This window comes from Pseudomonas sp. ZL2 (assembly GCF_054788455.1).
Genome location: NZ_JBGOGX010000008.1, coordinates 186,051 through 209,764 on the forward strand (window position 1 = coordinate 186,051; position 23,714 = coordinate 209,764).

At 65.2% G+C, this 23,714-nt stretch carries 21 protein-coding genes; 8 read left to right on the forward strand and 13 right to left on the reverse strand.

Annotated elements, in window-relative coordinates:
• The first annotated feature begins 131 nt into the window (after positions 1-131).
• Positions 132-1,121, forward strand: a complete 990-nt coding sequence (locus tag ABM562_RS10035) for a hypothetical protein (protein WP_460421754.1) — start codon at positions 132-134, stop codon at positions 1,119-1,121.
• 110 nt (positions 1,122-1,231) lie between these two features.
• On the forward strand, positions 1,232-1,564 hold the full coding sequence (locus ABM562_RS10040; RefSeq protein WP_134063258.1) for a hypothetical protein: 333 nt from the start codon (positions 1,232-1,234) through the stop codon (positions 1,562-1,564).
• Here the strand turns inward: ABM562_RS10040 and ABM562_RS10045 are convergent.
• The 5 genes from ABM562_RS10045 to ABM562_RS10065 all read right to left on the reverse strand — a co-directional run bounded on the left by ABM562_RS10045 (position 1,561) and on the right by ABM562_RS10065 (position 6,774).
• Entirely contained in the window at positions 1,561-1,905 is a 345-nt protein-coding gene (locus ABM562_RS10045; protein ID WP_115087687.1) for a hypothetical protein, read from the reverse strand. The two genes, ABM562_RS10040 and ABM562_RS10045, sit on opposite strands and share 4 nt — an antisense overlap.
• Positions 1,906-1,988: 83 nt before the next feature.
• Entirely contained in the window at positions 1,989-3,161 is a 1,173-nt protein-coding gene (locus ABM562_RS10050; RefSeq protein WP_460421756.1) for a helix-turn-helix transcriptional regulator, read from the reverse strand.
• Positions 3,162-3,301: 140 nt separating this feature from the next.
• Positions 3,302-5,194: a sulfate adenylyltransferase subunit CysN gene (gene cysN / locus ABM562_RS10055; protein WP_460421758.1), complete on the reverse strand. Its 1,893-nt coding sequence runs from the start codon at positions 5,192-5,194 to the stop codon at positions 3,302-3,304.
• Positions 5,194-6,138, reverse strand: coding sequence for a sulfate adenylyltransferase subunit CysD (gene cysD, locus ABM562_RS10060; protein WP_275670885.1), 945 nt, complete (start codon positions 6,136-6,138; stop codon positions 5,194-5,196). The genes cysN and cysD overlap by 1 nt, the downstream gene beginning before the upstream one ends.
• Before the next feature lie 165 nt (positions 6,139-6,303).
• Positions 6,304-6,774 (reverse strand): SRPBCC domain-containing protein, encoded by a 471-nt coding sequence (locus ABM562_RS10065; RefSeq protein ID WP_115087683.1) that lies wholly within the window; start codon positions 6,772-6,774, stop codon positions 6,304-6,306.
• A gap of 206 nt (positions 6,775-6,980) precedes the next feature.
• Between ABM562_RS10065 and ABM562_RS10070 the strand changes: the two genes are divergently transcribed.
• Genes ABM562_RS10070 through ABM562_RS10085 form a run of 4 tightly spaced genes read left to right on the forward strand, consistent with a single transcriptional unit; the run spans position 6,981 to position 11,064 of the window.
• A complete protein-coding gene (locus tag ABM562_RS10070) occupies positions 6,981-8,096 on the forward strand; it encodes a DUF1214 domain-containing protein (protein ID WP_134063252.1) in 1,116 nt (371 codons plus the stop codon).
• On the forward strand, positions 8,093-9,262 hold the full coding sequence (locus ABM562_RS10075) for a sulfotransferase family protein (protein ID WP_460421761.1): 1,170 nt from the start codon (positions 8,093-8,095) through the stop codon (positions 9,260-9,262). The genes ABM562_RS10070 and ABM562_RS10075 overlap by 4 nt, the downstream gene beginning before the upstream one ends.
• A 32-nt stretch (positions 9,263-9,294) precedes the next feature.
• Entirely contained in the window at positions 9,295-10,083 is a 789-nt protein-coding gene (locus ABM562_RS10080; protein ID WP_115087680.1) for an SDR family oxidoreductase, read from the forward strand.
• A 12-nt stretch (positions 10,084-10,095) separates the two neighbouring features.
• On the forward strand, positions 10,096-11,064 hold the full coding sequence (locus ABM562_RS10085) for a DHH family phosphoesterase (protein WP_115087679.1): 969 nt from the start codon (positions 10,096-10,098) through the stop codon (positions 11,062-11,064).
• A gap of 57 nt (positions 11,065-11,121) precedes the next feature.
• Here the strand turns inward: ABM562_RS10085 and ABM562_RS10090 are convergent, their stop codons facing one another.
• Entirely contained in the window at positions 11,122-12,501 is a 1,380-nt protein-coding gene (locus ABM562_RS10090) for a DUF1329 domain-containing protein (protein WP_115087678.1), read from the reverse strand.
• 23 nt (positions 12,502-12,524) lie between these two features.
• On the reverse strand, positions 12,525-14,102 hold the full coding sequence (locus ABM562_RS10095; RefSeq protein ID WP_134063248.1) for a DUF1302 domain-containing protein: 1,578 nt from the start codon (positions 14,100-14,102) through the stop codon (positions 12,525-12,527).
• 257 nt (positions 14,103-14,359) lie between these two features.
• Here ABM562_RS10095 and ABM562_RS10100 point away from each other — a divergent pair, with 257 nt between their 5' ends.
• On the forward strand, positions 14,360-16,096 hold the full coding sequence (locus ABM562_RS10100; RefSeq protein ID WP_115087676.1) for an FAD-dependent oxidoreductase: 1,737 nt from the start codon (positions 14,360-14,362) through the stop codon (positions 16,094-16,096).
• Between the two features lie 11 nt (positions 16,097-16,107).
• The gene (locus ABM562_RS10105) at positions 16,108-16,986 is read left to right on the forward strand and encodes an SDR family NAD(P)-dependent oxidoreductase (RefSeq protein WP_115087675.1); all 879 of its coding nucleotides are present in this window, start codon (positions 16,108-16,110) and stop codon (positions 16,984-16,986) included.
• Positions 16,987-17,104: 118 nt separating this feature from the next.
• On the opposite strand, the gene ABM562_RS10110 is transcribed toward ABM562_RS10105, so the two are convergent.
• The 6 genes from ABM562_RS10110 to ABM562_RS10135 all read right to left on the reverse strand — a co-directional run bounded on the left by ABM562_RS10110 (position 17,105) and on the right by ABM562_RS10135 (position 23,641).
• The gene (locus tag ABM562_RS10110) at positions 17,105-18,676 is read right to left on the reverse strand and encodes a FadD3 family acyl-CoA ligase (protein WP_115085947.1); all 1,572 of its coding nucleotides are present in this window, start codon (positions 18,674-18,676) and stop codon (positions 17,105-17,107) included.
• Positions 18,677-18,742: 66 nt separating this feature from the next.
• On the reverse strand, positions 18,743-19,489 hold the full coding sequence (locus ABM562_RS10115; protein ID WP_115085948.1) for an SDR family NAD(P)-dependent oxidoreductase: 747 nt from the start codon (positions 19,487-19,489) through the stop codon (positions 18,743-18,745).
• A gap of 99 nt (positions 19,490-19,588) precedes the next feature.
• Positions 19,589-20,680 carry a ferredoxin--NADP reductase gene (locus tag ABM562_RS10120; RefSeq protein ID WP_115085949.1) on the reverse strand — a complete coding sequence of 364 codons (1,092 nt, stop codon included), beginning with the start codon at positions 20,678-20,680 and terminating at the stop codon, positions 19,589-19,591.
• A gap of 13 nt (positions 20,681-20,693) precedes the next feature.
• Positions 20,694-21,449 carry a glucose 1-dehydrogenase gene (locus tag ABM562_RS10125; protein WP_134063242.1) on the reverse strand — a complete coding sequence of 252 codons (756 nt, stop codon included), beginning with the start codon at positions 21,447-21,449 and terminating at the stop codon, positions 20,694-20,696.
• Positions 21,437-23,116 (reverse strand): FAD-binding protein, encoded by a 1,680-nt coding sequence (locus ABM562_RS10130; RefSeq protein ID WP_460421765.1) that lies wholly within the window; start codon positions 23,114-23,116, stop codon positions 21,437-21,439. The genes ABM562_RS10125 and ABM562_RS10130 overlap by 13 nt, the downstream gene beginning before the upstream one ends.
• Positions 23,117-23,125: 9 nt before the next feature.
• The gene (locus ABM562_RS10135) at positions 23,126-23,641 is read right to left on the reverse strand and encodes a flavin reductase family protein (protein WP_115085952.1); all 516 of its coding nucleotides are present in this window, start codon (positions 23,639-23,641) and stop codon (positions 23,126-23,128) included.
• Positions 23,642-23,714: the final 73 nt, after the last annotated feature.

Genomic DNA, 23,714 nt, shown 5'->3' on the forward strand with positions numbered 1-23,714 from the left:
CCGGGGCTGAAAGCTTTATTGGTGAAACAGTAACAATGCCGTTTGCCGCACAAGCAATAAGCGCTAATGGCGGTTATTATCCGCGCCCGCAGTGTGTACTGCGGATGTCTTAGTCAAGGAGCAGGCTTGTAATGAGTCGACGTGCTGCATGGAAGCTGATGGTGGGTGCGGGTATCGGGCTGTGTGTATTGCTCGTTGTGGCCCTGCTCAAGGAGCCCAGGGTGGTGCTCGCGAAGTTGCAGTTCCACGGCGGTGCCCATCCTCGCGATGACGCCAGGCAAGTACACGAGGTTTACCGCCAGGCCGTCGAGCAGCTGTTGGCCGCCCAGCACATCGATACGCAACGGCTGCAGATCGAACTCGATCCCCAGCAAAGTGACACCCTCGTGCTGCGTGGCCCTGAGCCAGCCCTGAGCGCCGCGCAGCGCCAGGCCTTGGCCAGCCAGCTCGATGCCATCCTGCAGGCGCGCAAGGCGGTGGTCTCCAGTGTGCAATTGCAGCTGGACTACAGCCAGGCCAAACGAATGAATGCAGCGGGGCGGGAAATCGGCCCGGCCCCTGCCAACGTCGTCGCGATGGGACGCAAGGTAATACCGCTGTGGTTCGACTTTCCCTACGAGACGAGCCTCGATACCCGCATCAGCGACAGCGAGCGGCGCCATGCCTTCGCCGGTAGCAGCACGGTCAAGGCCGAAGTGGGCTGCCAGCTCGACAGTTTCGTGCAGAGCGCCTTGCCGTTCGTCATCACCGGCTTCAAGGCCGACAGCGCGCAACTACAGGGCGGCATGGACATTCTCACCCACGATAAGTTGACCCTGCGCGTGCCTGCCAGCCTGTATTTTGACGACCGTGACCTGCGCGAGCGCCTCGAGACGGGTGGGCTCAAGGTCAGCGTGGGAAGCGAGATGTCCTATGGCAAGTTTCGCTCGACCTGGCTGACGATTGAGTTCGGATCGCTTGGCGAGCACCCCTACCAGCCCTTCGACATGGCCGACGCCGGGCGCCAGGGCCTGCGCGAGATGTGTGGCAACTACGCGTATCAGGCCGGGCGGCCGTTTTCGTTCTTCTACGGGGTAGGGCTGGACCGGCTGCAAAAGGTCGATATTGCGCCGCAGGGCTGAAGCTGAGCAGGAGCGCCGGTGTCGTGCCCGGCGTGATAGCATGCCGCCGCGTTTCAAGGCGCGTCATCCAACCTTCTCCACTGGCGTCACCGAAAGGACTCAGCAAACCCATGTATTTCACCCTGGAATTCTACAGCGCCCTCACTTCGCAGTTCTGGACGCCGGTCCTCGCCGGCGTACTCACCTGGATTCTCCTCTGGTTCCGCAGCCAGTCCTACGACGGCACCGGCGCCTGGACCCTGGGCTTGATCGTGGTGCTGTGCGCGGTGGCGTTCTTCCCCAATGGCTATCACGCTGTGTTCAACACCGGCCCGACCTTCTACACCCATGACCGTATCTACGCGCCTGACTACTCGGCAAAGTTCACCGCCGATGTGCTGCTGACCATCGCCGGTATGCTGGTGGGCATGCTCGCACGCAAGATCGTTATCAGCTTGCGCTAATCGCGAAACTTCACCACCTGGTTGCACTCGGGGCACTCGATCAGCTTCTGGGTGAAGACCTCGTGGGGCAGTAACCCGCGGTGCATCAACAGTCCTTCTCCCGGCTTGTACAGATGGTGCATGGATTTGTTGCATTCCGGGCAGCGCACAAACAGCGCGGTGAAGAAGAACAGGCAAAGGCCGGCGATGGCAAAGACTACGTAGGCTTCGAAGTACCGCGTTGCATCACGGTCGAACAGCACCCAGATCATGTAGAGGCCGCCGGTCCAGATCGTAATGTTGAGATCGACCTGCATGAGGATGGCGAGAAAACGGTGCTTGAGGGGTTTCAACAGGATCATCCATTGATCGTTCAAAGGCGCAATTGCGCAGGGGGATGCTAGCGCTACGGCGGCTATTCTACTCAAACGGGCGGCGCCAACCACTACCCCAACGACGCCACGCTGTTGAGCAAGGTCTTGACCAGTTGCGCCTGGCGCGTGGCGCCGGTCTTGGCGAAGACACCGCGCAGGTGGGCGCGCACGGTATTGCGCGATACCCCGAGTGCTTCGGCCGTCTCATCAAGGGTCTGGCCATCCATCACCAGCATGGCCACCTCGGTTTCCGTGCGGGTCAACTGGAACAGGCTGCGCAGCAGGTTGCGCGAGGCCTGTGGCGAGTCCGCCGGGTCGCGGATGAACACCGCCACGGCCGGGCGCCGGGTGCCGTTCTGGGCCTGGTAGCTCATGGCAATCGGGCGCAGCAACAGGTTCAGCGGCATCTCGCCGCTGGGCCGTGTCAGGGTCAGCACCTGCAGGTCGTCGAGGCCGCGCTGGCGCTGTTTCAACACCGCCTGGATGGCATGCTGCAGCGCGCGGTTCTCATGGCTGGCAAAGGCACACAGCTTGTCGTGCCTGCACTCCAGGCCGTCGCGACTGTCAAACAGGCGCTGGGCGGCGCGGTTGCAGCGCATCATCCGGCCGTTCTCGTCGAGGATGGCCGTGCCGACCATCAGGCGGTCGATGGTGGCCGCATAGAGCTGGCGCTCGGCATCCAGTTGATCCACTGCCGAGTGCAGGTCTACAGCCTGTTGCAGGTGCGGCAACAACAGGCGGATCAAGTTGATCTGCGCTTGATTGAAATCCTCGCTGGCGTGGTCGCGGCAGGCGAACAGGGCGCAGTGCATGCCGGCGGCGGTGCGCATGTTGGCCACCAGTACATGGCGCAGGTCCAGCGGCCGCAGGTAGTTGCGGTAAAACTCATGGCCCAGCCAGGCCTCGGTGCCCAGCACTTGGTCGGCACTGGCGACCTGGTCCACGGGCCAGTCGATGAACGGGCAGATCGAATAGTAATGCTCGCTGTAGGAGGGCTCGCCAGGCAACAGCGGGCCATGTACCGAGGCATTGACGATCAGCCCGGGGCGCTGGTGGTCGGGATTGCGCAGCACCAGGGTGAAGAAGCTGGCGGCGAAGCGTTGGCGCAGGACGTCCAGCAAACTGGCCCAGGGCGTCGACTCCAGCGGGCCGTGATAGACCAGCCCGAGCAGGCTGCTGAGCTCGGCAGGGGCAATGTCGAGGCTGGCGTGCAGGTCCGGGCAGGTAGGAAAGGGCAGGGTCATGCGCGCCTCTTTGGCTGCGTGTCGTTATGGCTCGAGTATCGACCTGGGTCAGGGAGACAAAATCGTCCGTTTGGCTTAGATGGCCGGGCGCTGATGAGCGCAGCGCACGCACCAGGGTGCAACGCTGCGCCCGGTCGCCGTTACAACGCCAGCAGGGCCTCGACGATGCGTTCGGCAGCGACCTCGGCAGTCTCGTGCTGGGTATCGATATGGATATCCGGTGCCACCGGTGGCTCGTAGGGCGAATCGATGCCGGTGAAGTTCTTCAGCTCACCACGCCGGGCTTTCAGGTACAGGCCCTTGGGGTCGCGCTGCTCGGCCAGGGCCAGCGGCGCATCGATGAAGATCTCGAGGAAATTGCCATCGCCCGCCAGGCCCCGGGCCATGTCGCGTTCGGCACGGAACGGCGAGATGAACGACACCAGGGTTATCAGGCCAGCATCGAGCATCAGCCTGGCCACCTCCGACACCCGGCGGATGTTCTCCACCCGGTCGGCTTCGGTGAAGCCCAGGTCGCGGTTCAGGCCGTGGCGCACGTTGTCGCCATCGAGCAGGTAGGTGTGTCGGCCCAGGGCATGCAGCTTGCGCTCGACCAGGTTGGCGATGGTCGACTTGCCCGCGCCGGACAACCCGGTAAACCACAGCATTCGTGGCGCCTGGCCCTTGAGCGCGGCATGGGCCTCGCGGTTGACGTCGATGGCCTGCCAGTGCACGTTTTGCGCCCGGCGCAAGGCAAAGTGCAGCATGCCGGCGCCGACCGTGCGGTTGCTCAGGCGATCAATGACGATGAAGCCGCCAGTGTCGCGGTTGTCGGCATAGGCATCAAAGGCGATCGGCCGGTCCAGGTGCAGATTGCACACGCCGATGCCGTTCAGCTCCAGGGTCTTGGCCGCCAGGTGCTCGAGGCTGTTCACATCGACCCGGTGCTTGAGGTTGGCGCAGCTCATGCCGACGGTGCGGCAACCGATCTTCATCAGGTACGGGCGGCCCGGCAGCAGCGCTTCTTCGTCCATCCATACCAGGGTCGCCTCGAACTGGTCGGCGACGGCCGGCGGGGCGTCGGCCAGGGCGATCAGGTCACCGCGGCTGATATCGATTTCGTCCTTCAGGGTCAGGGTCACGGCCTGGCCGCACAGGGCTTGCTGCTGTTCTCCGGCACTGCCAAGGATGCAGGTGATCTCGCTCTGCTGGCCTGAAGGCAGCACGCGGATGCGCTCGCCGACGCGCACGCTGCCGGCCGCAACGTTGCCGCAATAGCCGCGAAAATCCAGGTTCGGCCGGTTCACCCATTGCACCGGCAAGCGGAACGGCGCCTGGCTCTGCCGGGCTTGCTCCAGCGGCACGTCTTCCAGGTGCGCAAGCAGGCTCGGGCCCTGGTACCAGGGGGTGTTGGGGCTGGTTTCGAGCATGTTGTCGCCGCGCAGTGCCGAGAGCGGGATGCACTGGATATCCTGCAGGCCGATCTGTGCGGCGAAGGCGCGATACTCGGCTTCAATGCGCTCGAACACTGCCTGCGAATAGCTCACCAGATCGAGCTTGTTGATCGCCACCACCACTTTGCGGATGCCCAGCAGCGACACCAGGTAGCTGTGCCGGCGGGTCTGGGTCAACAGGCCCTGGCGGGCATCGATGAGGATCACTGCGAGGTCGGCGGTGGACGCACCGGTGACCATGTTGCGGGTGTATTGCTCATGGCCGGGGGTGTCGGCAACGATGAACTTGCGCTTTTCGGTGGCAAAAAAACGGTAAGCCACATCGATGGTGATGCCTTGCTCGCGCTCGGCGCTCAAGCCGTCGACCAGCAGGGCGAAATCCAGCTCCTCGCCCTGGGTGCCGAGTTTTTTCGAGTCAGCTTCAAGCTGGCCCAACTGGTCTTCGAACAGCACCTTGGACTCATACAGCAAGCGGCCGATCAGGGTGCTCTTGCCGTCGTCGACACTGCCGCAGGTGATGAAGCGCAGCAGCTGTTTGTTCTGTTGCTGTTGCAGGTAGGGCGTCAGGTCGCCATTGCGTGCTTCGGTGATCGCGTTCATCAGAAATACCCCTCTTGCTTCTTCTTCTCCATGGAGCCGGCCGAATCGCTGTCGATCAGGCGGCCCTGGCGTTCCGAGGTGCGGCTGACCAGCATTTCGCTGATGATCGCCGGCAGGTTATCGGCGTCGCTGTCGATGGCGCCGGTCAACGGGTAGCAACCCAGGGTGCGGAAACGCACCTTGCGCAGTTCCGGGGTTTCTCCAGGCCGCAGTGGCAGGCGCTCGTCATCGACCATGATCAGCGTACCGTCGCGGCGTACCACCGGGCGTTCCTTGGCGAAGTACAGCGGCACGATGGGGATCTGTTCGAGGTAGATGTACTGCCAGATATCCAGCTCGGTCCAGTTCGACAGCGGGAACACGCGCAGGCTTTCGCCCTTGCGTTTGCGTGTGTTGTACAGGCGCCAGAGCTCCGGGCGCTGCTGTTTTGGGTCCCAGCGGTGCTGCTCGGAGCGCAGCGAAAACACCCGCTCCTTGGCCCGCGACTTTTCTTCGTCGCGCCGGGCGCCGCCGAACGCTGCGTCGAAACCGTAGTGGTCCAGGGCCTGCTTCAGGCCCTGGGTCTTCCACACGTCGGTGTGCAGGGCCGAACCGTGGGTGAAGGGGTCGATGGCCTTTTCCAGACCTTCGGGGTTGATATGCACCAGCAGGTCCAGGCCCAGACGTTCAGCGGTCTTGTCGCGAAATTCGATCATCTCGCGAAACTTCCAGGTGGTGTCCACGTGCAGCAGGGGGAAGGGCGGCTTGCCCGGCGCGAAGGCTTTCATCGCCAGGTGCAGCATCACGGCGCTGTCCTTGCCGATCGAATACAGCATCACCGGGTTTTCACACTCGGCCACCACTTCGCGGATGATCTGGATGCTTTCCGCTTCCAGCCATTGCAGATGAGTCAACATCGGATACCTCCTCGAGTTCTGCCGGGATTGGCACCGGCTGAACGTCACGGTAGGTAATGGGGGGCGGTGGCTTCTTCGTCTGCTTGGACGAAGAATGCTGGACTGGCCTCATCGCGGGTCAAGCCCGCTCCCACAGGTTTAGTGCTGTTCTGAGCATTGATGCAGTACCTGTGGGAACGGGCTAGCCCCGCAATCCAGACGACACGGACAAGGTCAAGGCGCCGACCCGAACAACCGCTCGGCATGGGCCTTGAGTGCCACGGCCACGGCGTCGAAGCCCTGTTTCACCCAGGGGCCGTGGTCGGCCATGACCTGGTCGGCGGTCGGGCCGAGGAACTGGTCAGTGGTGTGGTAGCGGCAACTCGCTGGCCCACTGCGTTCGATCAACTGCTCGCGCCGCGCCGCATCAGGGTTGTCGGCACTGGCGTGCATCTCCCAGGCCAGCAAGCGATGCGGCTCGAAGTCGGCCAGGCGTTCGACCACCTTCAGCAACTCACCAGGCCGGCGTGGGTCGGGCAGGAACAGGTTGACCGGCTCGCCGAGCACCAGGCTCGACTCGACCTTGACCGTGTAGGGGTTCCACTGCGGGTAGGCGGGCAGGTCGATGAGGATCGCCCAGACCAGTTCGGCCGGGGCATCGATGTCCACGGTCAGCGAACGGACCAGGTTTTTTTCTGCACTCATGGGTGGCTCCTGTGAGGGTGACTGCGCGCCACAAGGGGGCGCCAGTGAGCCGGGGCTCAGGCGCGATCCTCACCGCTTGTGCCCGGCGGCTCCTCGTCCAGGCGGACTAGATCGGCGGTTTAGTCCGCACGGACGAAGCCGCGCTGCCGGGCTCCTCCCTAAGGTCGGGTACAACGGCGGACCCTCCGCCGGCAGAGGAGACTGACATGGCTACAGACACACCCCAACAGGCGGTCATCAGCGGTGAGAGCTGGACCCGTTTTTGCGAGCAGTTGCGCCGCAGCGGCGAACAGATCCTGCGCGCCGAGGCTCCGGCCGACGAGCAAACCCGCGCCGAAGGCTTTCGCTACCTGACCCGCTTGCTGCGCATCGCCCTGGAGATGCACCTGGAGTTCGCCGATCCAGATTTTCCCGGGTTCATCACCCCCTCCCATGAAACCGCCAAAATCGGTGCCGATAACCCCGACAACCTGTACCGCTATGCACGCCTGAACGGTGAGCACGAGTACCGTGTCAGCGGCCAGCGCGGCAGCGTCGCCTACCTGAGCTTTGGCTCGCAAAAGGGTGGTTACGAAACCGACGGCAAGATGATCCAGACCGGCTTTATCGACGCCGGGCAATTGCAGCTGGATGCCGAGGGCAACTTCGAGATCATCCTCAGCCAGCACCCGCCGGCCAGCGGTAACTGGCTGCCCCTTGAGCCGCAGAGCAATGCCTTGATCGTGCGCCAGACCTTCCTCGATCGCAGCAGTGAGCAGCCGGCGCAACTGCACATCGAGCGCCTGAATGGCGGCCAGGCACCCGCGCCGCTGGACGCCGCACGCCTGCAGCAAAGCCTGCAGCGAGTCGGTGGTTTCGTCGAGAACACCGCACGGCTGTTCGCCGACTGGGCCCAGGGTTACCAGCAGCACAGCAACCAGTTGCCGGCCGCCGACCAGGCGTTGTGCCAGGCAGTGGGCGGTGATCCGAACATCTTCTACTACCACTCGTACTGGGCACTGGCCGACGACGAAGCGCTGCTGATCGAGGTCGACCAGATGCCGGCCTGCGACTTCTGGAACCTGCAGATCAACAACTACTGGATGGAGTCGCTCGACTACCGCTACCACCGCATCTGCCTGAACAAGCATGCGGCGCAGCTTGCGGCGAACGGCAGCCTGCGCATGGTCCTCAGCCACCGCGACCCGGGCCTGGCCAACTGGCTGGAAACCGCCGGCCACCCCCACGGCACCCTGTGCCTGCGCTGGGTTGGCGCCAAACAACCGGTTCAGCCGACCACCCGCGTGGTCAAACTCAATGACCTCAAGGAGCTGGCAGTATGAGCGGCAACGATTTTTCCCTGGACCTGCTGCTGGCCGAGGCCAGTGCTCGCGCAGGCGGTCTTGACGATTTCGGCCCGGGCGATTTTCGCCAGGGCCTTGAAGTACTGGGGCAGGCCCTGGAGCAGGAAGCGCGATTATCGCCACAAGGGCGCCTGCTGCTGCGCGAGAAGCTATTGGCGCAATTGGTCAATCGCCTGGTGATCGAAGACCACTGTCGGCGCCTCCCTGAGATTCTCGAGATTGAGATCAACGACCCGCTGGTGATCGTCGGCCTGCCGCGTACTGGTACCACGCTGCTGCAACGCACCCTGGCGGTGGACTCGCAGTTCAGCAAGGCGCAGTGGTGGGAAACCCGCTACCCGGCGCCCCTGAGCGGGGAAACCCTGGAACAGCCGCTGCAGCGCATCGGCCGGGCGCGTGCCGAAGTAGCGGCGATGGTCGAGCTCCTCCCGCAGTTGCTGGCCATTCACCCACTGGACGCCGAGCAGCCCGACGAGGAGTTCATGCTGATGGAGCACTCGTTCCTCTGCGCCATGGACTCCTACGTCAACGTCCCCAGCTATACCGCCTGGCTCGATCACCAGGACCAGACCCAGGTCTACCGTTACCTCAAGCGCACCTTGCAGTTCCTGCAGTGGCAGCAGGCACGCCGTGGCATTGCCCCGGGCCGGCGCTGGCTGCTCAAGAGCCCGCAGCACTTGCATACCCTGGAGCTGTTGTTCGAGGTGTTCCCCGGGGCGCAGGTGGTGCTTACCCATCGCGAACCGGGCAAAACCATCCCCTCGCTGGCCAGCTTCATCCATACCCTGTGGCAGCTGTACAGCGCCCAGGCCGATGCCCAAGCCGTTGGCGAGCAGTGGAACCGGCGCATGGCACGGGCACTGCGCCATGCCATGGCGGTACGCGACAGCCTGCCGGCCGGGCGCTTTCTCGATGTGCGGTTCGAAGACACCCTGGCCGCACCGCTGGCGGTGGTCGAGCGCATCTACCGCTTCGCCGGCCTGGAATGCACCGCGCCGGTCAACGCGGCCATGGACCAATGGCTGGCCGCCAACGGCCGGGAAAAACGCGCCACCCATCACTACAGCCCTGAGCAGTTCGGCCTCAGCGACGCGCTGCTGCAACGTGACTACGCCGAGTACCGCGCCCGGCATATCCACGCCTGAGCCAAACCCATAACAATAAAAGGAGTCATCCCATGCTACTCAAAGACAAAGTCGTGATGGTTTCGGGCGTCGGCCCCGGGCTGGGTATCAAGCTGGCCCTGGAGGCCGCGCGCGAAGGGGCGCGGGCCGTGGCCATCGGCGCCCGCGACCAGGGCCGGCTGCTGGAGGCACAACAGCGCATCAAGGCCGTTGCCGAACACTGCGAAGTGTTGTGCGTGGCCACCGACATCACCGATGTGCAGGCCTGCCAGCGTTTCGCCGAAGCTACCCTCAAGCAGTTCGGCCGTATCGATGCGCTGATCAACAGCGCCTTCTCCCATGGTGGTTTCCAGGCCGTGGACGAGGCGGACAACGACCCGCTGCGCGAGGCGCTGGAGGTCAACCTGCTGGGTTCGCTGAACATGAGCCGCGCGGTGCTGGCGCCCATGCGCGAACAGGGCGCGGGGGCGATCGTCATGATCAACACCCTGGGGGTGCGCAAACCGTATCAGGGCGGCGCCGCCTATGCCGCGTCGAAAAGCGCCCTGGCCGCCAGCGTGCGTTATCTCGCCAGCGAACAGGCGGCCCACGGCTTGCGGGTCAATGCCCTGGCCTGTGGCTGGATGTGGGGCGAGCCGGTGCAGGCCCTGGTGCGCCAGAGCGCGGTGGCCCGCGGTGTCAGCGAAGCGCAAGTGCGCGCCGAGTTCAGTGCCGGCATCCCTGGCGGGCGCATGCGCAGCGACGAGGAGTGCGCCCGCGCCGCAGTGTTTCTGGCATCGGACTACGCCAGTGCAATCAATGGCGCGCAGCTCGATGCCAACGGTGGCGAAGTGATGTACTGAGGAGGGCTGCAGATGAACACCATCGATCACTGCGCCTTCAATGGCGATGCCGACGGGCTCTGCGCCTTGCAGCAACTGCGTCTGGCTGGCGAACTGGCGCCAACGGTGCACCTGGTCAGCGGGGTCAAGCGCGACATCGAGCTGTTACGCCGGGTCCAGGCCGGGCCCGGCGAGCGGGTCACGGTGCTGGACGTGGCCCACGAACAGAACCGTGAGGCCACCCGGCGCCTGCTCGATGCCGGCGCCCGGGTGCGCTACTTCGACCACCACTTTGCCGGCGAACTGCCGCGCCACCCGGCGTTCGAGTCGTTCATCGACACCGCCGCCGAGGTGTGTACCAGCCTGCTGGTCAACCGTTATCTGGGCGGGCGCCATCACCGCTGGGCGGTGGCGGCTGCCTTCGGTGACGGTATGACCGGCCCGGCGCTGGCGCTGGCGGCGCAACATGGCCTGGACGAAGAGGATGTGCGCGCTCTGGAGGAACTGGGCCTGTTGCTCAACTACAACGCCTATGGCGACAGCCTGGCCGACCTGCACTTCGAGCCGTTGGCGCTGGCCGCCGAGCTGTTGCCGTATCGCGATCCGCTGGACTTCATCCGCCACAGCACCAGCTTTACCACCCTGCGCAGCGGCCATGCCGCCGACATGGCCGCCGCCACAGGCCTTGAGCCGTGGCAGGCGGGCCAGGGCGTGCTGATCTACCGCTTGCCTGCGCAACCCTGGGCGCGTCGGGTCAGTGGCGTGCTGGCCAACCAGCTGGCAGCAGGGGCGCCAGGCAAGGCGATCGGCTTGCTCAGCGCCAGGGCCGAGGGTGGCTGGGGGTTCAGTTTGCGGGTGCCGGAAGATGCCGGGCTGGCGGCAGATGCCTTCTGCCGCCAGTTCCCCTCCGGCGGCGGGCGCAAGCGTGCTGCCGGGATCAATCGCCTGACTGACGCGCAGTTGCAGGAAGTCGCTGAACGTTTGCTGGATTGCTATCGCTGAGAAAGACCAACGCCCCGACCGGATCGGGCGGGGCGTTGGGTTTTGCTGCGTGGGGGGTTAGCGGGTACCGAGCTTGCGCAGGTTGCCGGGAGTGAACTCGTCGGCGGCAAAGTTGCTGGCGTTGAGCTTGGCCGGTTTCTGCTCGTCGAGCAGGCGGTCGACCAGGTAGGAGCCGGCGATCAGGTCATGGTAGATCCCCAGGCGGGCATGGAAACGCTGGATCTCATAGGCGTACACCGAGGTCTGCATGTTGGTGCGCCACAGTTGCCCGCGGGCGTCGAAGTTGTCGGCCAGGGTCGCGGCCCAGCTGTCTTCATCGATGTAGATCAGGCGCTTGGCATAGATGTGCCGGGCAGATGGCTTGAGCGTCGCCTGCAGCACCCACACCCGGTGTTTTTCATAGCGCATCAGCTCCGGGTTGATATGGCCGCTGGTGGAGAGGATCTGCGCGGTATTCACCTCGGGGCTGTCGATCTTGTAGTTGTTGTAGGGGATGTAGATCTCTTTCTTGCCGACGATGCTCCAGTCGTAGCGGTCGGTGGCACCGTTGAACAGGCGGTCTTCATCGTAGACGCGAAAGCCGCCGGCGCCGGTTGGCGAATCGTAGCCGACGGTTGGCGCGCGGCGTACCCGGCGCTGGCCCGGGGTGTACTGCCAGGCCTGGCGCGGCTGGGCGGCGGCGTTGATGAACTCGTGGCCGACGATGATTTCGCCTTTCTTGCGCACCGGCTCAAGCGTAGTGAGCAGGAAGTCGGTGAACACGCCATTGACGCTTTCCACGCTCTGCTTGGGGTCGGACCACAGCGAGTAGATCTTGTAGTTGACCTTTTCCAGGGCCTTGTTGTTGTCGGCATAGACCACCACCTGCTGGTAGTTGGCCTCTTCGGTAGTCGCCCGCGCCTGCATGTTGTGGTTGAGGATCAGCTCGTTGCCGTTTTTCGGGATCGGGAACGGCGAGGCGCCAAAGGCGTTGATTGCATCGTTGCCGTCGGCGCTGAGCGTGGCGTTGAGCGCGTTGCGCTTGAGGGCATCCTCGCTGGCCTGGTCGACCCTGAAGTCCCGATGGCTGGGGTAGACCGGAATCTTGAACGAGCTCGGGTAGCGCTTGAACAGTGCCTTCTGGCCGTCAGTGAGGTTGGCGGCGTACTGCTCGACGTTCTGCGCGGTAATGGTGAACAGCGGTTTTTCGTCGGCGTAAGGGTCAGGGTAGGGCGTGCCGGGGCCGGCGAACTTGAGCTGTGGTGGCAGGCCGCGCCATTTTCCGGTCCAGGCCGGAATGCTGCCATCGGCGTTGCCGGCGCGTTCGGCGCCGACCGGGGTCAGGTCCTTGCCCAGGCGCGCGGCATCGTCGTTGCTGACATTGGCGTGGGCCAGGCTTGCGCCGAGCAGGGCGGCCGCGAGGGTGGTGCGCAACCAGGGATGCGTGAGAGTAGACATGCGGTGCTCCTCCATCAGGGGCTTCAGAAGCGGTACTTGAAGTTGAGGGCGACGTTGTCGCGGTCGGCCAGGGGCGAATTGTTGGCATTGCCCAGGTAGGCGTTGTAGAGCGCTTCGACGGTGAAGTTGCCGAGGTAGCGCCAGGTGGTGCCGATGCTCGCGCGCTCATCGCCTTGCCCGGCATTGATCGAGCCAGTCAGGGCGCTGTCGTGCTGGGCGGCGCTGCTGTAGGTGACCGGTACCGACATGTCCCAGCCGCTGAACACGTCGTTGTAGTCGAAGGTCGCCTGTACCGTGTAGCCCCAGGCGTCGCGGTCCAGGACCAGGCTGTCGGTGCCGGGCAGGGTCAGGCCGGGGGCCAGGGTCACCGGGGTCGAGGCGTCGTTGTCGAGCACGGTGTTGTAGACCAGCTCGCCGACCAGGGTGGTGTTGTCGGCAAAGGCGGTCGGGCCGACCACGTGGATCATCGACACCTGGGCCTGCAGGGTCTGCGCCCGCACGGGGCTGGAGAAACCGTTGTCGACCATCACCGGCGCGCCGTCGCGGTAGCTGACTTCACCGGCGATGCTGGTGTCGCCGAGCACGGTGCCGAAGCTGGCGCCGTACTGGTCGATGTTGTCGAAGTAGCGCACGCGGTAATGGCCCAGGTCGGTCTGGAAATCCAGCGACGGGTTCTTGTCGTGGTAGCGCGAGTAGTAGAGGCCGAACTCGGTGTTGTTCAGCGACTCGGCGGTGTAGCGCAGGGCCACGCCGTACTGGCCGCTGTCACTGGGTTCGTCGTCCTTGAGGCGGGTGACGAAGCCTGAGGCATCGCTGAAGCCGCCGCGGTCGATCAGGTCGGTGCTGGAAAAATAGCTGCCAACCCCGAACAGGTCGGTCTTCTCCCATTTGTACTGGTAGTAGGCCTGCAGCTCCAGGGCGTCGGTCAGGCTGAACTGGCCAAACACCTGGCCCACCGGCAGCAGCACTTCCTTGACCTCGACCCCGGGGGTGGTGGCCTTGGTCGCATCGACCGGGCTCTGGGCGGCGGAGATGCCCGGGTAGAACAGACTTTCACCCCAGCTCACCACCTGATCGCCGACTCGCAGATTGAGGTTGTGGCCGCCGACGTCCCAGCTGCCATAGGCATAGGCGTCGAGCAGGCGCAGGTCGTCGCGGTGCTGGTCGATGGTGTCCTGGGAGAAGCGGTCGGCGCGCCGGCAGTTGCCGCTGGCCAGGCAGTTGGAGGCACCGGTGCCGTTGTCGTTGCCCTGGTCGTAGACGTTGTCGTAGAAGCCGGCAGCGCGCATGAACAGGCCGAAGTCGTTCTGCCACTTGAGGTTGGCTTCGGTGAGAAAGCCGACGCGGTTGGTGATCAGGCTGCCCCTGTCGAAAGCGTTGTCGCCATCGTTGCCGTCGGCGTTGGCCACCAGCTTGTGGTCGCGGCCCTCGGTACGCCAGGCCAGGCTGTAGGTCAGGGTGGTGTCCCAGTCGATGCTCAGGTCATCGTTGGCCTGGAAGGTCAGGGCGCTGGCCGGGCTGCCCAGGCCGCCAGCCAGCATCAACATCCCCAGGCGCACGCAGGTGTTCAGTGAAGGTGGGGCGATTGTTGTTTTTATCATGTCGTCCTCATGCCGCGGTCAGACCTGCCCGACCGCCGTATTCAAGGTGGGAGGTGAAGCTGGGGCGACTATGGAATCCCCTTGGCGGCGCAACATCGTCCAAGCGGACTAAGCGAAACCGCCGAGTGAGCAGGGCGTTGGCGCTAGTCCCATCGGACGATGTTGGCCGGTGCCGGGCACCGAACAATCAGCGGGCCAATGCCCCCGGCCGACAGCCGGCGCGGCCTGTTGTCTGTTGCCCTGGAAAAGGTGAACACATGAACGAAGCCGGGATCGAGTGGGACCAATGTTGCGACGTGCTGGTGATCGGTTCGGGGGCCGGCGGCATGACCGCCGCCCTGCGCGCCCACGACCTGGGGCTCAAGGCCCTGCTGATCGAGAAAAGTAGCGAATACGGCGGTACCTCGGCGGTATCCGGCGGCGGTATCTGGATCCCGAACAACCCGCGCATCAGCGCCCTGGGCGGGCAGGACTCGGCCGAAGAAGCCATCGCCTACCTCAGGGCCGTCACCCATGGCGAGATCGACGACGGGCGCATCGAGACCTATGTCGAGCAGGGCCGGCGGATGCTCGAATACCTCGAACAACACTCGCGGGTGCGCTTCGAGGCGCAACCGCAATATGCCGACTACTACCCCGAAGTGCCGGGCGGCAAGCCCGGCTATCGCTCGATGGACCCCTTGCCGTTCGACGCGGTGCAGCTGGGCGACGAATTCCTCAAGATGCGTGCGCCGTCACCGGGCACGCTGATGATGGGCCGGATGGCCATGACCATGAAAGAAGCCCAGGTACTGCTGTGTCGCGGCAAGGGCTGGCTGCGCCTGACCCTGCGGGTGATGTGGCGCTACTGGCGTGACCGCAAGGGCCGCAAGCTGTCGCGCCGGGATCGCTTCCTGACCCTGGGCAATGCCCTGGTCGGGGCCTTGCGCTGCTCGATGCTCGACCGAGAGGTACCGCTGTGGCTCGACTGTGCGCTGGAGCAGCTGCTGATTGTCGACGGGCGGATCGGCGGCGCCCAGGTCCGCCGCGACGGCAAACTGGTGAGGATCAAGGCGCGTCACGGGGTGATCATTGCCGCCGGGGGCTTCGAGCGTAACCAGGCGATGCGTGACCAGTACCACCCGCAGCCCTCGCAAGCCAGCTGGAGCGCGACGCCGCCGAACAACACTGGCGACGGCATTCGTGCAGGCCAGGCAGTGGGTGCGCGTACCGCGCTGATGGAACACAGCTGGTGGGCGCCGACCACCCATGTGCAGGGCGAAGAGAAGCAGCGCGCACTGTTCGTCGAACGTACCTTACCGGGGTGCGTTCTGGTTAACGCGGCTGGCGAACGCTTCGTCAACGAGGCTGCGCCCTACACCGACATCGTCTACGCCATGTATGCCAACAACCGTGAAGGCGCCAGCAGCGTGCCGTGCTGGATGGTCTTTGACGCCAGTTTTCGCCGCAAATATCCCTGTGGTGCGCTGTTGCCGGGCTATGCCCAGCGCGACTGGCAGTTGCCCCGGCACCTGCGCGACTACTTTCACAAGGCCAGCAGCCTCGAAGCACTGGCGAGCAGCATCGGTGTCGACCCTGCCGGCCTGGCGCGTACCGTGCAGCGCTTCAATGCCATGGCCAGCCTGGGTCGCGACGAGGATTTCGCCAAGGGCGAATCCTTGTTCGACCGCTATTACGGCGACCCTGGCGTGCAGCCCAACCCGTGCCTGGCGCCGTTGCTGCAGGCGCCGTTCTATGCGGTGCGGGTCGACGCCGGTGACATCGGCACCAAAGGCGGCTTGCTGACCGATGTGCATGCGCGGGTATTGCACGAGGACGGCCAACCGATCCTCGGCCTGTATGCCATCGGCAACAGCGCTGCATCGATGATGGGCCGCACCTATCCGGGGGCGGGTTCGACCCTCGGCCCGGCCATGACTTTCGGCTACCTGGCCGCCAATCACATTGGCGCGCTTGCCAGTAACCCCCAGGCCCAGGTGGCACTGGTTTCTTGAGGATGCACCCCATGAATACACAACACAGGCAGGTTGCCGTGGTTACCGGCGCCAGTCGCGGTGTCGGCCAAGGCATCGCCCTGGCCCTCGGCGCGGCCGGCATGACCGTTTATATTACCGGCCGCGCTCGTGGGCAGGGCGGTTCACGTTTGTATGGCCACGCCCTGGACGGTGACCTGCAGGCCACCGCCCAGGCCATCAGCGCCGTGGGCGGGCAGGGCATCGCGGTGACCTGCGATCATGGCGACGATGCCCAGGTGCAGGCGCTGTTCGCCCAGGTTGAACGCGAATGCGGGCACCTGGATCTGTTGGTCAACAACGCGGCCTTCATCCATGACCAGTTGATCGAGCCGGGGCCGTTCTGGGCCAAGCCGCTGGAGCTGGTGCGCATCCTCGATGTCGGCCTGCGTTCGGCCTATGTCGCCAGCTACCATGCTGCGCCGTTGTTGCTGCGCAGCCGCCAGGGGCTGGTGTGTTTCACTTCCTCGTTCGGCGCTGGCTGCTACATGCACGGGCCGGCCTATGGCGCGCAGAAGGCCGGCTGCGACAAGCTGGCCGCCGACATGGCCATCGATTTTGAAGGCCAGGGCGTGGCGGCCTTGTCGCTGTGGCTCGGCCCGCAATTGACCGAACGCACGCGGGTTGCCGGCGAACAACATGGTGAGCAGTACAAGGCGTTCCTCGCCGATGCCGAGACCCCGCAGTTCAATGGGCGAGTGATTCATGCGCTGCTCAACGATCCGCAGTTGATGAGCTATTCCGGGCAAACCCTGATCACTGCCGAGATAGCCGGGGGTTATGGCATCAGCGAAGCGGGCGGGCGCCAGCCGCCTTCGCATCGTGGCTTGCTGGGGGACCCGCGCCAGCAGCATCCGGCGCGGGTGATCTGAGCGGCGGATTGCGACCCCTGCGGGCTCGATCGCCGGCAACGCCGGCTCCCACAATGGATATGCATGCACCGGCCCCTGTGGGAGCCGGCCCTGCCGGCGATGGGCTGCACAGCAGCCCTCACACCCAGCCGCGCAACACCTGCTTGGCCACCTTGCCCGTGGCATTGAGCGGCAAGGCCTCGACCACTTGCACCCGCCGCGGCACCTTGTAATTGGCCATCTGCTCTCGGCACCAGGTAGTGAACTTTGCCACGTCGATCACCTGCCCAGGCACCGCCAGCAAAAAGGCCATGGCCACTTCCCCCAGACGTTCATCGGCTATGCCGATCACTGCAGCCTGGGCCACCCCCGGGTACTGCAACAGGGTCTGTTCGATCTCCGCCGGGTAGACGTTGAAGCCACCGGTGATGAACATGTCCTTGAGCCGGTCGGTGATGCGCAGGTAACCGTGTTCATCGAGCACGCCGATGTCGCCGGTGTGCAGCCAGCCCTCGGCATCCACCGCTTCCAGGCTGGCCTGCGGGTCGTTGAGGTAGCCGCGCATCAGGTTGTAGCCACGAATCAGTACCTCGCCGGGCACGTTGGCTGGCACGCTGGCGCCGCTGCTGTTGACGCAACGGATCTGAACCCCGGGCATGGCCCGGCCGCTGGTGCTGGCGACCCGTTCGGCGCTGTCACCGGGGCGGCAGATGCTGGCAAAGCCGCAGGCTTCGGTCAGGCCGTAGGCGGTGACGATGGTGGCAAAGCCCAGCTCCTCGCGCATGCGCCCGATCATCTCCACCGGGATCGCGGCGGCACCGGTGACGGCGATGCGCAGCGAACTCAGGTCGTAGTCCAAGCGTTGCGGGTGGGCCAGCAGTGACTGATAAAGGGTCGGCGGCCCGGGCAGGATGTTGATGCGCTCGCGCTGTACACAGTCGAGCACGGCCTGCACCTCGAACACCTGCTGCGGGACGATGGTGCAGCCGCGCATCAGTGCCGCCAGCCAGCCGGCCTTGTAGCCAAAGGAATGGAAGAACGGATTGACGATCAGGTAGCGATCGCCCCGGCGCAGCCCGACGATCTCGCTCCAGTCGCGCACCACTTGCAGGTTCTGGCCGTGGGCGGTCATCACGCCCTTGGGTTTGCCGGAAGTGCCGGAGGTGAACAGCAGATCAGACAGGGTCTGCGGCCCGACGTGCTGCTCACGGGCTTGCAGCAGGGCGTCCGGCACCCGTTCTGCGAGGGCCATGAAGGCCTCCCAGGCCAGGCCGCTCTGTGGCTGATCTACCGGTCGCAGGCTGATCACCTCACGCAGCGCCGGCAGCGCTTCGCCGACGAGCATGGCGGGGTAATCGGTGTCGAGAAAGCGGCTGATGCAAAACAGCACGCAGGTGCCGCTTTCGCGCAGGATATGCCCGGCTTCGCTGCCCTTCATGCGCGTGTTCAGTGGCACCAGGGTGGCGCCGACGCTCTGCAGGGCGCCGGCGGCGACGATCCATTCCCACAGGTTGGGCGCCCACACCGCCACCCGGTCGGCCACTTGTACCTCCAGGGCCAGCAGGGCGCGGGCGGCCTGCTGGCGCAACTGGTCAAGCTGGCGGTAGCTGATGATCTGCCCACCGTCTTCGATGGCCGGCTTGTCGGCGTATTCCCGGGCCGCGTTGGCGAACAGTTGGGCGATGGTCTGAGCGTTTTCGACAGGCAGCATGATGCCTCCTCAGGCTGAGGATGAATGAGCAGGGAAGGGGCCGGGCGGGGTGCCCGGCACACGGGGTCAGGCGCTAGGCGGGGCGAAGCGGCGGCCAGCGGAAAAACCGCCGTCCACGGCAATCATCTGGCCGCTGACGAACGAGGCTTCGTCGGAGGCGAGGAACAGCGCGACATTGGCCACCTCGTCCGGCTGCCCGGAACGGTTGAGCATGTGCTGCGAGGCGAAGAAGGCGTGGAACGCCTGTTGTTCGCGGACCATGCTGGTCATCGGTGTTTCGATCAGGCCAGGGCACAGGCCGTTGACGCGGATGTTGGCGTAGCCGTAGTCGATGGCCATCGAGCGAGTCAGCTGGTTGATGCCACCTTTGGAGACGTTGTAGGCGACGTTGCCGTCGCAGCCCTGCAGGCCGAAGATCGAGCCGATGTTGATGATCGAGCCGCTGCGCTGGGACTCCATCTGCGCCAGCACGTGTTTGCTGGTGAGCATGCTGCCGGTGAGGTTGATGTCCAGCACCCGCTGCCAGTTGGCGGTCGTGGTCTGGGTCACGCTGCCCTGGTCGGCGACGCCAGCGGCATTGACCAGCACATCGATACGCCCGAAGCGGCTGATGACTTCGCTCATCACCTGCTGCACGCGGGGTTCATCACGCACATCCAGGCTCATGAACAGGCCGGGAAAGTCCGCCGGGGCCTCGCCAATGTCCAGGCCGACGACCTGGGCACCCTCGGCCATGAAGCGGCGCACGCACGCCAGGCCGATACCCGATGCGCCGCCGGTGACCACGGCGACCTTGTTGTGCAAACGAGCCATAACTGAACCTCTGTTTTATTGTTGTGGGGCTTCTGGCGCCGAGTCTAACCGCAGTCGGGGCCGCAGTGATCGTCCGATGAGACTAGCGGGCACAGGCCCTCACCCGGGGAACTTCAAGCGTACCCGCGCGCCCAGCGGCCGGCTCTGGCAAGCCAGGGTCCAGCCTTCTTCCAGCTCCCGGGCGCTGAGCACATCGTTGCGCGCCAGGCGGGTTTCACCCTCGAGCACCGTACACATGCAGGCCCCGCAAAAACCTTCTTCGCAGGATGACGGTACCTCCAGGCCCGCCGCACGGCAGCTTTGCAGCAGGGTATCGCCGGGCTGGCAGGCGACTTCGTGTTGCTGGCCGTCGAGCTCGACCAGCAGCAGCTCGCAGGCCGACTCACTGGCGGCCGCGCGGGCAATGGCTTCTTGCGCTGCGACTTCATCGGGATCGGGCGGGGAGACGAAACGCTCGACATGGATGCACTCGGCGGCCTCGCCCAAGGCCAGCAGGCTGCGCTCGACGGTGTCCATGAACGGCCCCGGGCCGCAGATGAAGTAATCGCCGCCACGCATTTCGCCCACCAGTTGCTGCACCTGGGCGTCGCGCAAAAATCCTTGCAGCGAATCGAGCAGGTGGATCACCTGCAGGCGCTGCGGGTGGTCCTGGCTCAGCTGGCGCAGTTCGTCGCGAAAGATCACCGAGGCTTCGTCGCGGTTGGCATACACCAGCCGGATCGGCCGCTCGCTGCTGTGCAGCGTCGACTTGAGGATCGAGATCACCGGGGTGATGCCCGAGCCGCCGCCGAACAGCACCAGCGGCCGCGCCGGGTCGCTGGCCTGGCTTTCATCCAGGCAGAAGTGCCCGGCTGGCGGCAGCACCTCGAGCCAGTCGCCGACCTGCACCTGCTGGTTCATCCAGTTCGATACCCGGCCCCCGGCGACCCGCTTGATGGTCACCTTGGGCCGGGCATCGCACAGCGGCGAGCTGGCCATGGAGTAGCAGCGGGTCAGCAGTTTGCCGGCACAGGGCACGCGAAAGCTCAAGAACTGCCCCGGCTGGTAGCGAAAGCGCTCGCGCAACTGCGCCGGCACCTCCAGTACCAGCGAACGCGCATCGGCGGTTTCGTCGATGACCGCGCAAACCTGCAGCCGATAGCTTCCGGTGGCCGAAACCAGCGAGTCCTGCCCAAGCGCTTGCATGCCCATGTTCATCCTCGCCTCAGATGCCGCTGATCAATTGCGCGTTGTCCACGCGCAGTTCGGCACCGTTGACGAAGTTAGATTCGTCGCTGGCCAAAAACAGCACCACGTTGGCGATATCGCGCGGCGCGCACATGCGGTTCATCGGATCCTGGTCGAGCAGCGCCTGGTCGATCGGCTGGCCACCGGCCAGGGCCTGGGTCATCGGCGTGTTGACGCCGTCCGGGTGCACACTGTTGCAGCGGATGCGATAACCCTGCTGCTTGCAGTGCAGGGCAATGGAGCGGGTCATCGCCGCCACCGCACCCTTGGAGGCCGAGTAGGCGCAGAACATCGGCATGGCGCCGAGGGCGGCTACCGAGGACATGTTGACGATCGAGCCGCCGCCGCTGTCCTTCATGGCTTCAATGGCATATTTGCAGCCGAGAAAATAGCCGTCGCCGTTGATCTTCTGCACCTTCTGCCAGGTTTCCAGCGAGGTGTTCTCGATGGTTCCGGCCACCAGGATGGCGGCATTGTTGACCAGTACATCGAGGCGCCCGAAGTGCTCCAGGGTGGTCTTGATCACCTGCTGCCAATCGCTTTCGCTGGCGATGTCGTGGCGGATGAACAGCGCATTGCTGCCGATCTGCGCGGCGACTTCGCGCCCGGCCTGTTCATTGAGGTCGGTGAGCACCACCCGGGCGCCCTGGCTGGCCAGCAGCAGGGCGTCCTCGCGGCCGATGCCGCTGGCGGCGCCGGTGACGATGCAGACTTTGCCTTCTACACGTTGCATGGTTGTTCTCCTGATGGTGCGGGGTTGGGGGCGGTGCGCGCGGCGATGTGCGCCGCGGCGCGCCGCCCGGAATAAATGCAGTCGGCCAGGGACAGGCCGGAGACATACAGGTTGGAGGCGACACCCACGGCATTGCGTCCGGCGCTGTACAACCCGGCGATAGGCGTGCTGTGCAGGTCGAGCACCGCGCCGCTGCCCTCGTCGACGCGCAGGCCGCCCAGGGTCAGGGCCGGGCAGGGGAACAGGCGGCTGTCGTAGGACAGGTCCAGCGCATACCAGGGGCCGCTGTCCAGCGGGCAGAGCATGGCTGCCGACTTGCCCAGCGGGTCGGCGATTTCGCCACGGGCCGCACGGCTGTACTGCGCCACGCTCTGACGCAGGTTGCCCACGGGCAAGCCGCAGCGTTCGGCCAGTAGTTCCAGGCTGTTGCCGCGTTTGGCGTTGAACAGCAGGTTGAGCAGCACCGGCAGGCGCTGGAAGTTCCACACCTTGCCCGGGCCGACCTGCTTGAGCGCCTGGCGCACCAGGGCGCGATTGAGGATCAGGATGGCCTTGCCGTTCTGCTCCTCGACCATGGCATGGCCGAGGGTGGCGCCGTACACCTCTTCGTTGCAGTAGCGCTGGCCGAAGCCGTTGACGATCATGCCGCGGGCCCAGGCCAGCGGTGGGTTGATAAAGCGCCAGGCGCTGACCTTGTCCATGCGTGCCAAGGTGCCCCCGGCGCTTTGGCCCAGGAGCAGGCCGCTGCCATCGCAGGCGGTGGTGCCCAGCGGCAGGCCGGCCAGGTACTGCGGCGCATGCCGGGCTACCAGGGCGCGGTTGAAGATGAAGCCGCCACAGCTGAGCAGCAGGCCTTTTTCGGCGCGGATCAGGGTGCGCACTGCATGGCGCTGCTCGATCTGCCGCAGGCGCTTGCGCAGCATGTCGGCCAGCGCCGGGGCGTACATATGGATGGCACTGGCCCAGCGCGCCAGGCGTGCATGGCGGCGGGCAGCGCGGCTATCGGCAGGCAGTTGCCAGGCCACCACACCGACTACCCGGTCGTGGTTGTCCAGAACCAGTTGGCGGACTTCGCACTGGCTGCGCAGGCGCACGCCCAGCTTCAAAGCGCTGGCGCGCAGCGGCGCAAACAGGCTGGCACCGGACATGCCCGGGCCTTTGGCCCGGTGGCCGCGCGGTGCCGGGCTGGCCTGCGCGGCGTAGGCCGGCACCGCTTCGTTGCCTGAGTAATAGAGGTAGTATCGGTCGCTGGGGTAGGAGGTTTTCTGCGGCGGCACACTGGCTTCGAAAGCCACGCCGTGGCGTTCCAGCCAGGCCAGCTGCTCGCAGCTGCGCTCGCAGAAATCGCGCAAGGTGCCGGCCGATACCGCTTCGCCGACTTCCTGGTTCAAATAGTTGAACATTGCCTCGCTGTTGTCCGGGTACCCGGCGCGCTGCTGGTAGGGCGTGCCGCCGCCGGCATAGACCACGCCACCGCTGAGCGCCGTGGCACCGCCACCGGCGAAGCGGTCCAGGGCCAGCACGCTGAGCCCGCGGCTGGCGGCCTCGATGGCGGCGCAGACACCGGCGCCGCCAAAACCGACCACCACCAGCTCGGCCTGTGCGTGCCAGTGCAACTGTTCGGCACTGTCCACTCGCAGTGGCATCAACCCGTTCAGGCTGCTCATGCGCCGGCCTCAGCCCGCTGCCGCAATCATGCGCGCCGGCGCCGCCGTGGTGGTGTAGCTGCCATCCAGGTACACCAGCGGGGTGATGGTCGGGCTGGTGCGGATGCGCAGGATGCGGCCGATGAAAATGGTGTGGGTGCCATAGGTCATGCGCCCATCCTGGCGGCACAGAATCGACGATTGGGCATCGGCCAGAAACGGAATGCCTTCTTCGCTGGTCTGCCAGTCGCCACGCTCGAAGCGCGCCTCGCCCTTGATCGCGCCGCTGCACAGGTGCGCAAGGTCCTGCTGCTCGACACCGAGGATGTTCACGCAGAAGTCGGCACCGTCTGCCAGGGCGGCATGCGGTGAGGCGCTGGTGTTCACGCAGATCAGCAGCGACGGCGGCTCGGTGCTCAGCGAATCGACCGCGGTGGCGGCCATGGCGAAGCGCTGGGTGCCGTTGCTGGTACTGATGATGGTCACGGATTTGGCCAGGCGGCGCATGGCCTGGAGCATGTCGGCTTTGAGATTGTTGTTGTTCATCGCACGGCCTCTGGTTGGCTTGGAGTGCGATGAATTCTTGCAACCGGCGCAAGGCCCAACATCGTCCGAGGGG

Excerpts from the sequence above, each read along its gene's own strand:
- ABM562_RS10050 (WP_460421756.1), bottom strand. The coding sequence starts at position 3,161 with ATGACCCTGCCCTTTCCTACCTGCCCGGACCTGCACGCCAGCCTCGAC.
- ABM562_RS10045 (WP_115087687.1), bottom strand. The coding sequence starts at position 1,905 with ATGATCCTGTTGAAACCCCTCAAGCACCGTTTTCTCGCCATCCTCATG.
- ABM562_RS10120 (WP_115085949.1), bottom strand. The coding sequence starts at position 20,680 with ATGGGCATGCAAGCGCTTGGGCAGGACTCGCTGGTTTCGGCCACCGGA.
- ABM562_RS10040 (WP_134063258.1), top strand. The coding sequence starts at position 1,232 with ATGTATTTCACCCTGGAATTCTACAGCGCCCTCACTTCGCAGTTCTGG.
- ABM562_RS10075 (WP_460421761.1), top strand. The coding sequence starts at position 8,093 with ATGAGCGGCAACGATTTTTCCCTGGACCTGCTGCTGGCCGAGGCCAGT.
- ABM562_RS10135 (WP_115085952.1), bottom strand. The coding sequence starts at position 23,641 with ATGAACAACAACAATCTCAAAGCCGACATGCTCCAGGCCATGCGCCGC.
- ABM562_RS10065 (WP_115087683.1), bottom strand. The coding sequence starts at position 6,774 with ATGAGTGCAGAAAAAAACCTGGTCCGTTCGCTGACCGTGGACATCGAT.
- cysN (WP_460421758.1), bottom strand. The coding sequence starts at position 5,194 with ATGAACGCGATCACCGAAGCACGCAATGGCGACCTGACGCCCTACCTG.
- ABM562_RS10035 (WP_460421754.1), top strand. The coding sequence starts at position 132 with ATGAGTCGACGTGCTGCATGGAAGCTGATGGTGGGTGCGGGTATCGGG.
- ABM562_RS10090 (WP_115087678.1), bottom strand. The coding sequence starts at position 12,501 with ATGTCTACTCTCACGCATCCCTGGTTGCGCACCACCCTCGCGGCCGCC.
- ABM562_RS10125 (WP_134063242.1), bottom strand. The coding sequence starts at position 21,449 with ATGCAACGTGTAGAAGGCAAAGTCTGCATCGTCACCGGCGCCGCCAGC.
- ABM562_RS10095 (WP_134063248.1), bottom strand. The coding sequence starts at position 14,102 with ATGATAAAAACAACAATCGCCCCACCTTCACTGAACACCTGCGTGCGC.
- ABM562_RS10110 (WP_115085947.1), bottom strand. The coding sequence starts at position 18,676 with ATGCTGCCTGTCGAAAACGCTCAGACCATCGCCCAACTGTTCGCCAAC.
- ABM562_RS10080 (WP_115087680.1), top strand. The coding sequence starts at position 9,295 with ATGCTACTCAAAGACAAAGTCGTGATGGTTTCGGGCGTCGGCCCCGGG.
- ABM562_RS10130 (WP_460421765.1), bottom strand. The coding sequence starts at position 23,116 with ATGAGCAGCCTGAACGGGTTGATGCCACTGCGAGTGGACAGTGCCGAA.
- ABM562_RS10070 (WP_134063252.1), top strand. The coding sequence starts at position 6,981 with ATGGCTACAGACACACCCCAACAGGCGGTCATCAGCGGTGAGAGCTGG.
- ABM562_RS10100 (WP_115087676.1), top strand. The coding sequence starts at position 14,360 with ATGAACGAAGCCGGGATCGAGTGGGACCAATGTTGCGACGTGCTGGTG.
- ABM562_RS10105 (WP_115087675.1), top strand. The coding sequence starts at position 16,108 with ATGAATACACAACACAGGCAGGTTGCCGTGGTTACCGGCGCCAGTCGC.
- ABM562_RS10115 (WP_115085948.1), bottom strand. The coding sequence starts at position 19,489 with ATGGCTCGTTTGCACAACAAGGTCGCCGTGGTCACCGGCGGCGCATCG.
- ABM562_RS10085 (WP_115087679.1), top strand. The coding sequence starts at position 10,096 with ATGAACACCATCGATCACTGCGCCTTCAATGGCGATGCCGACGGGCTC.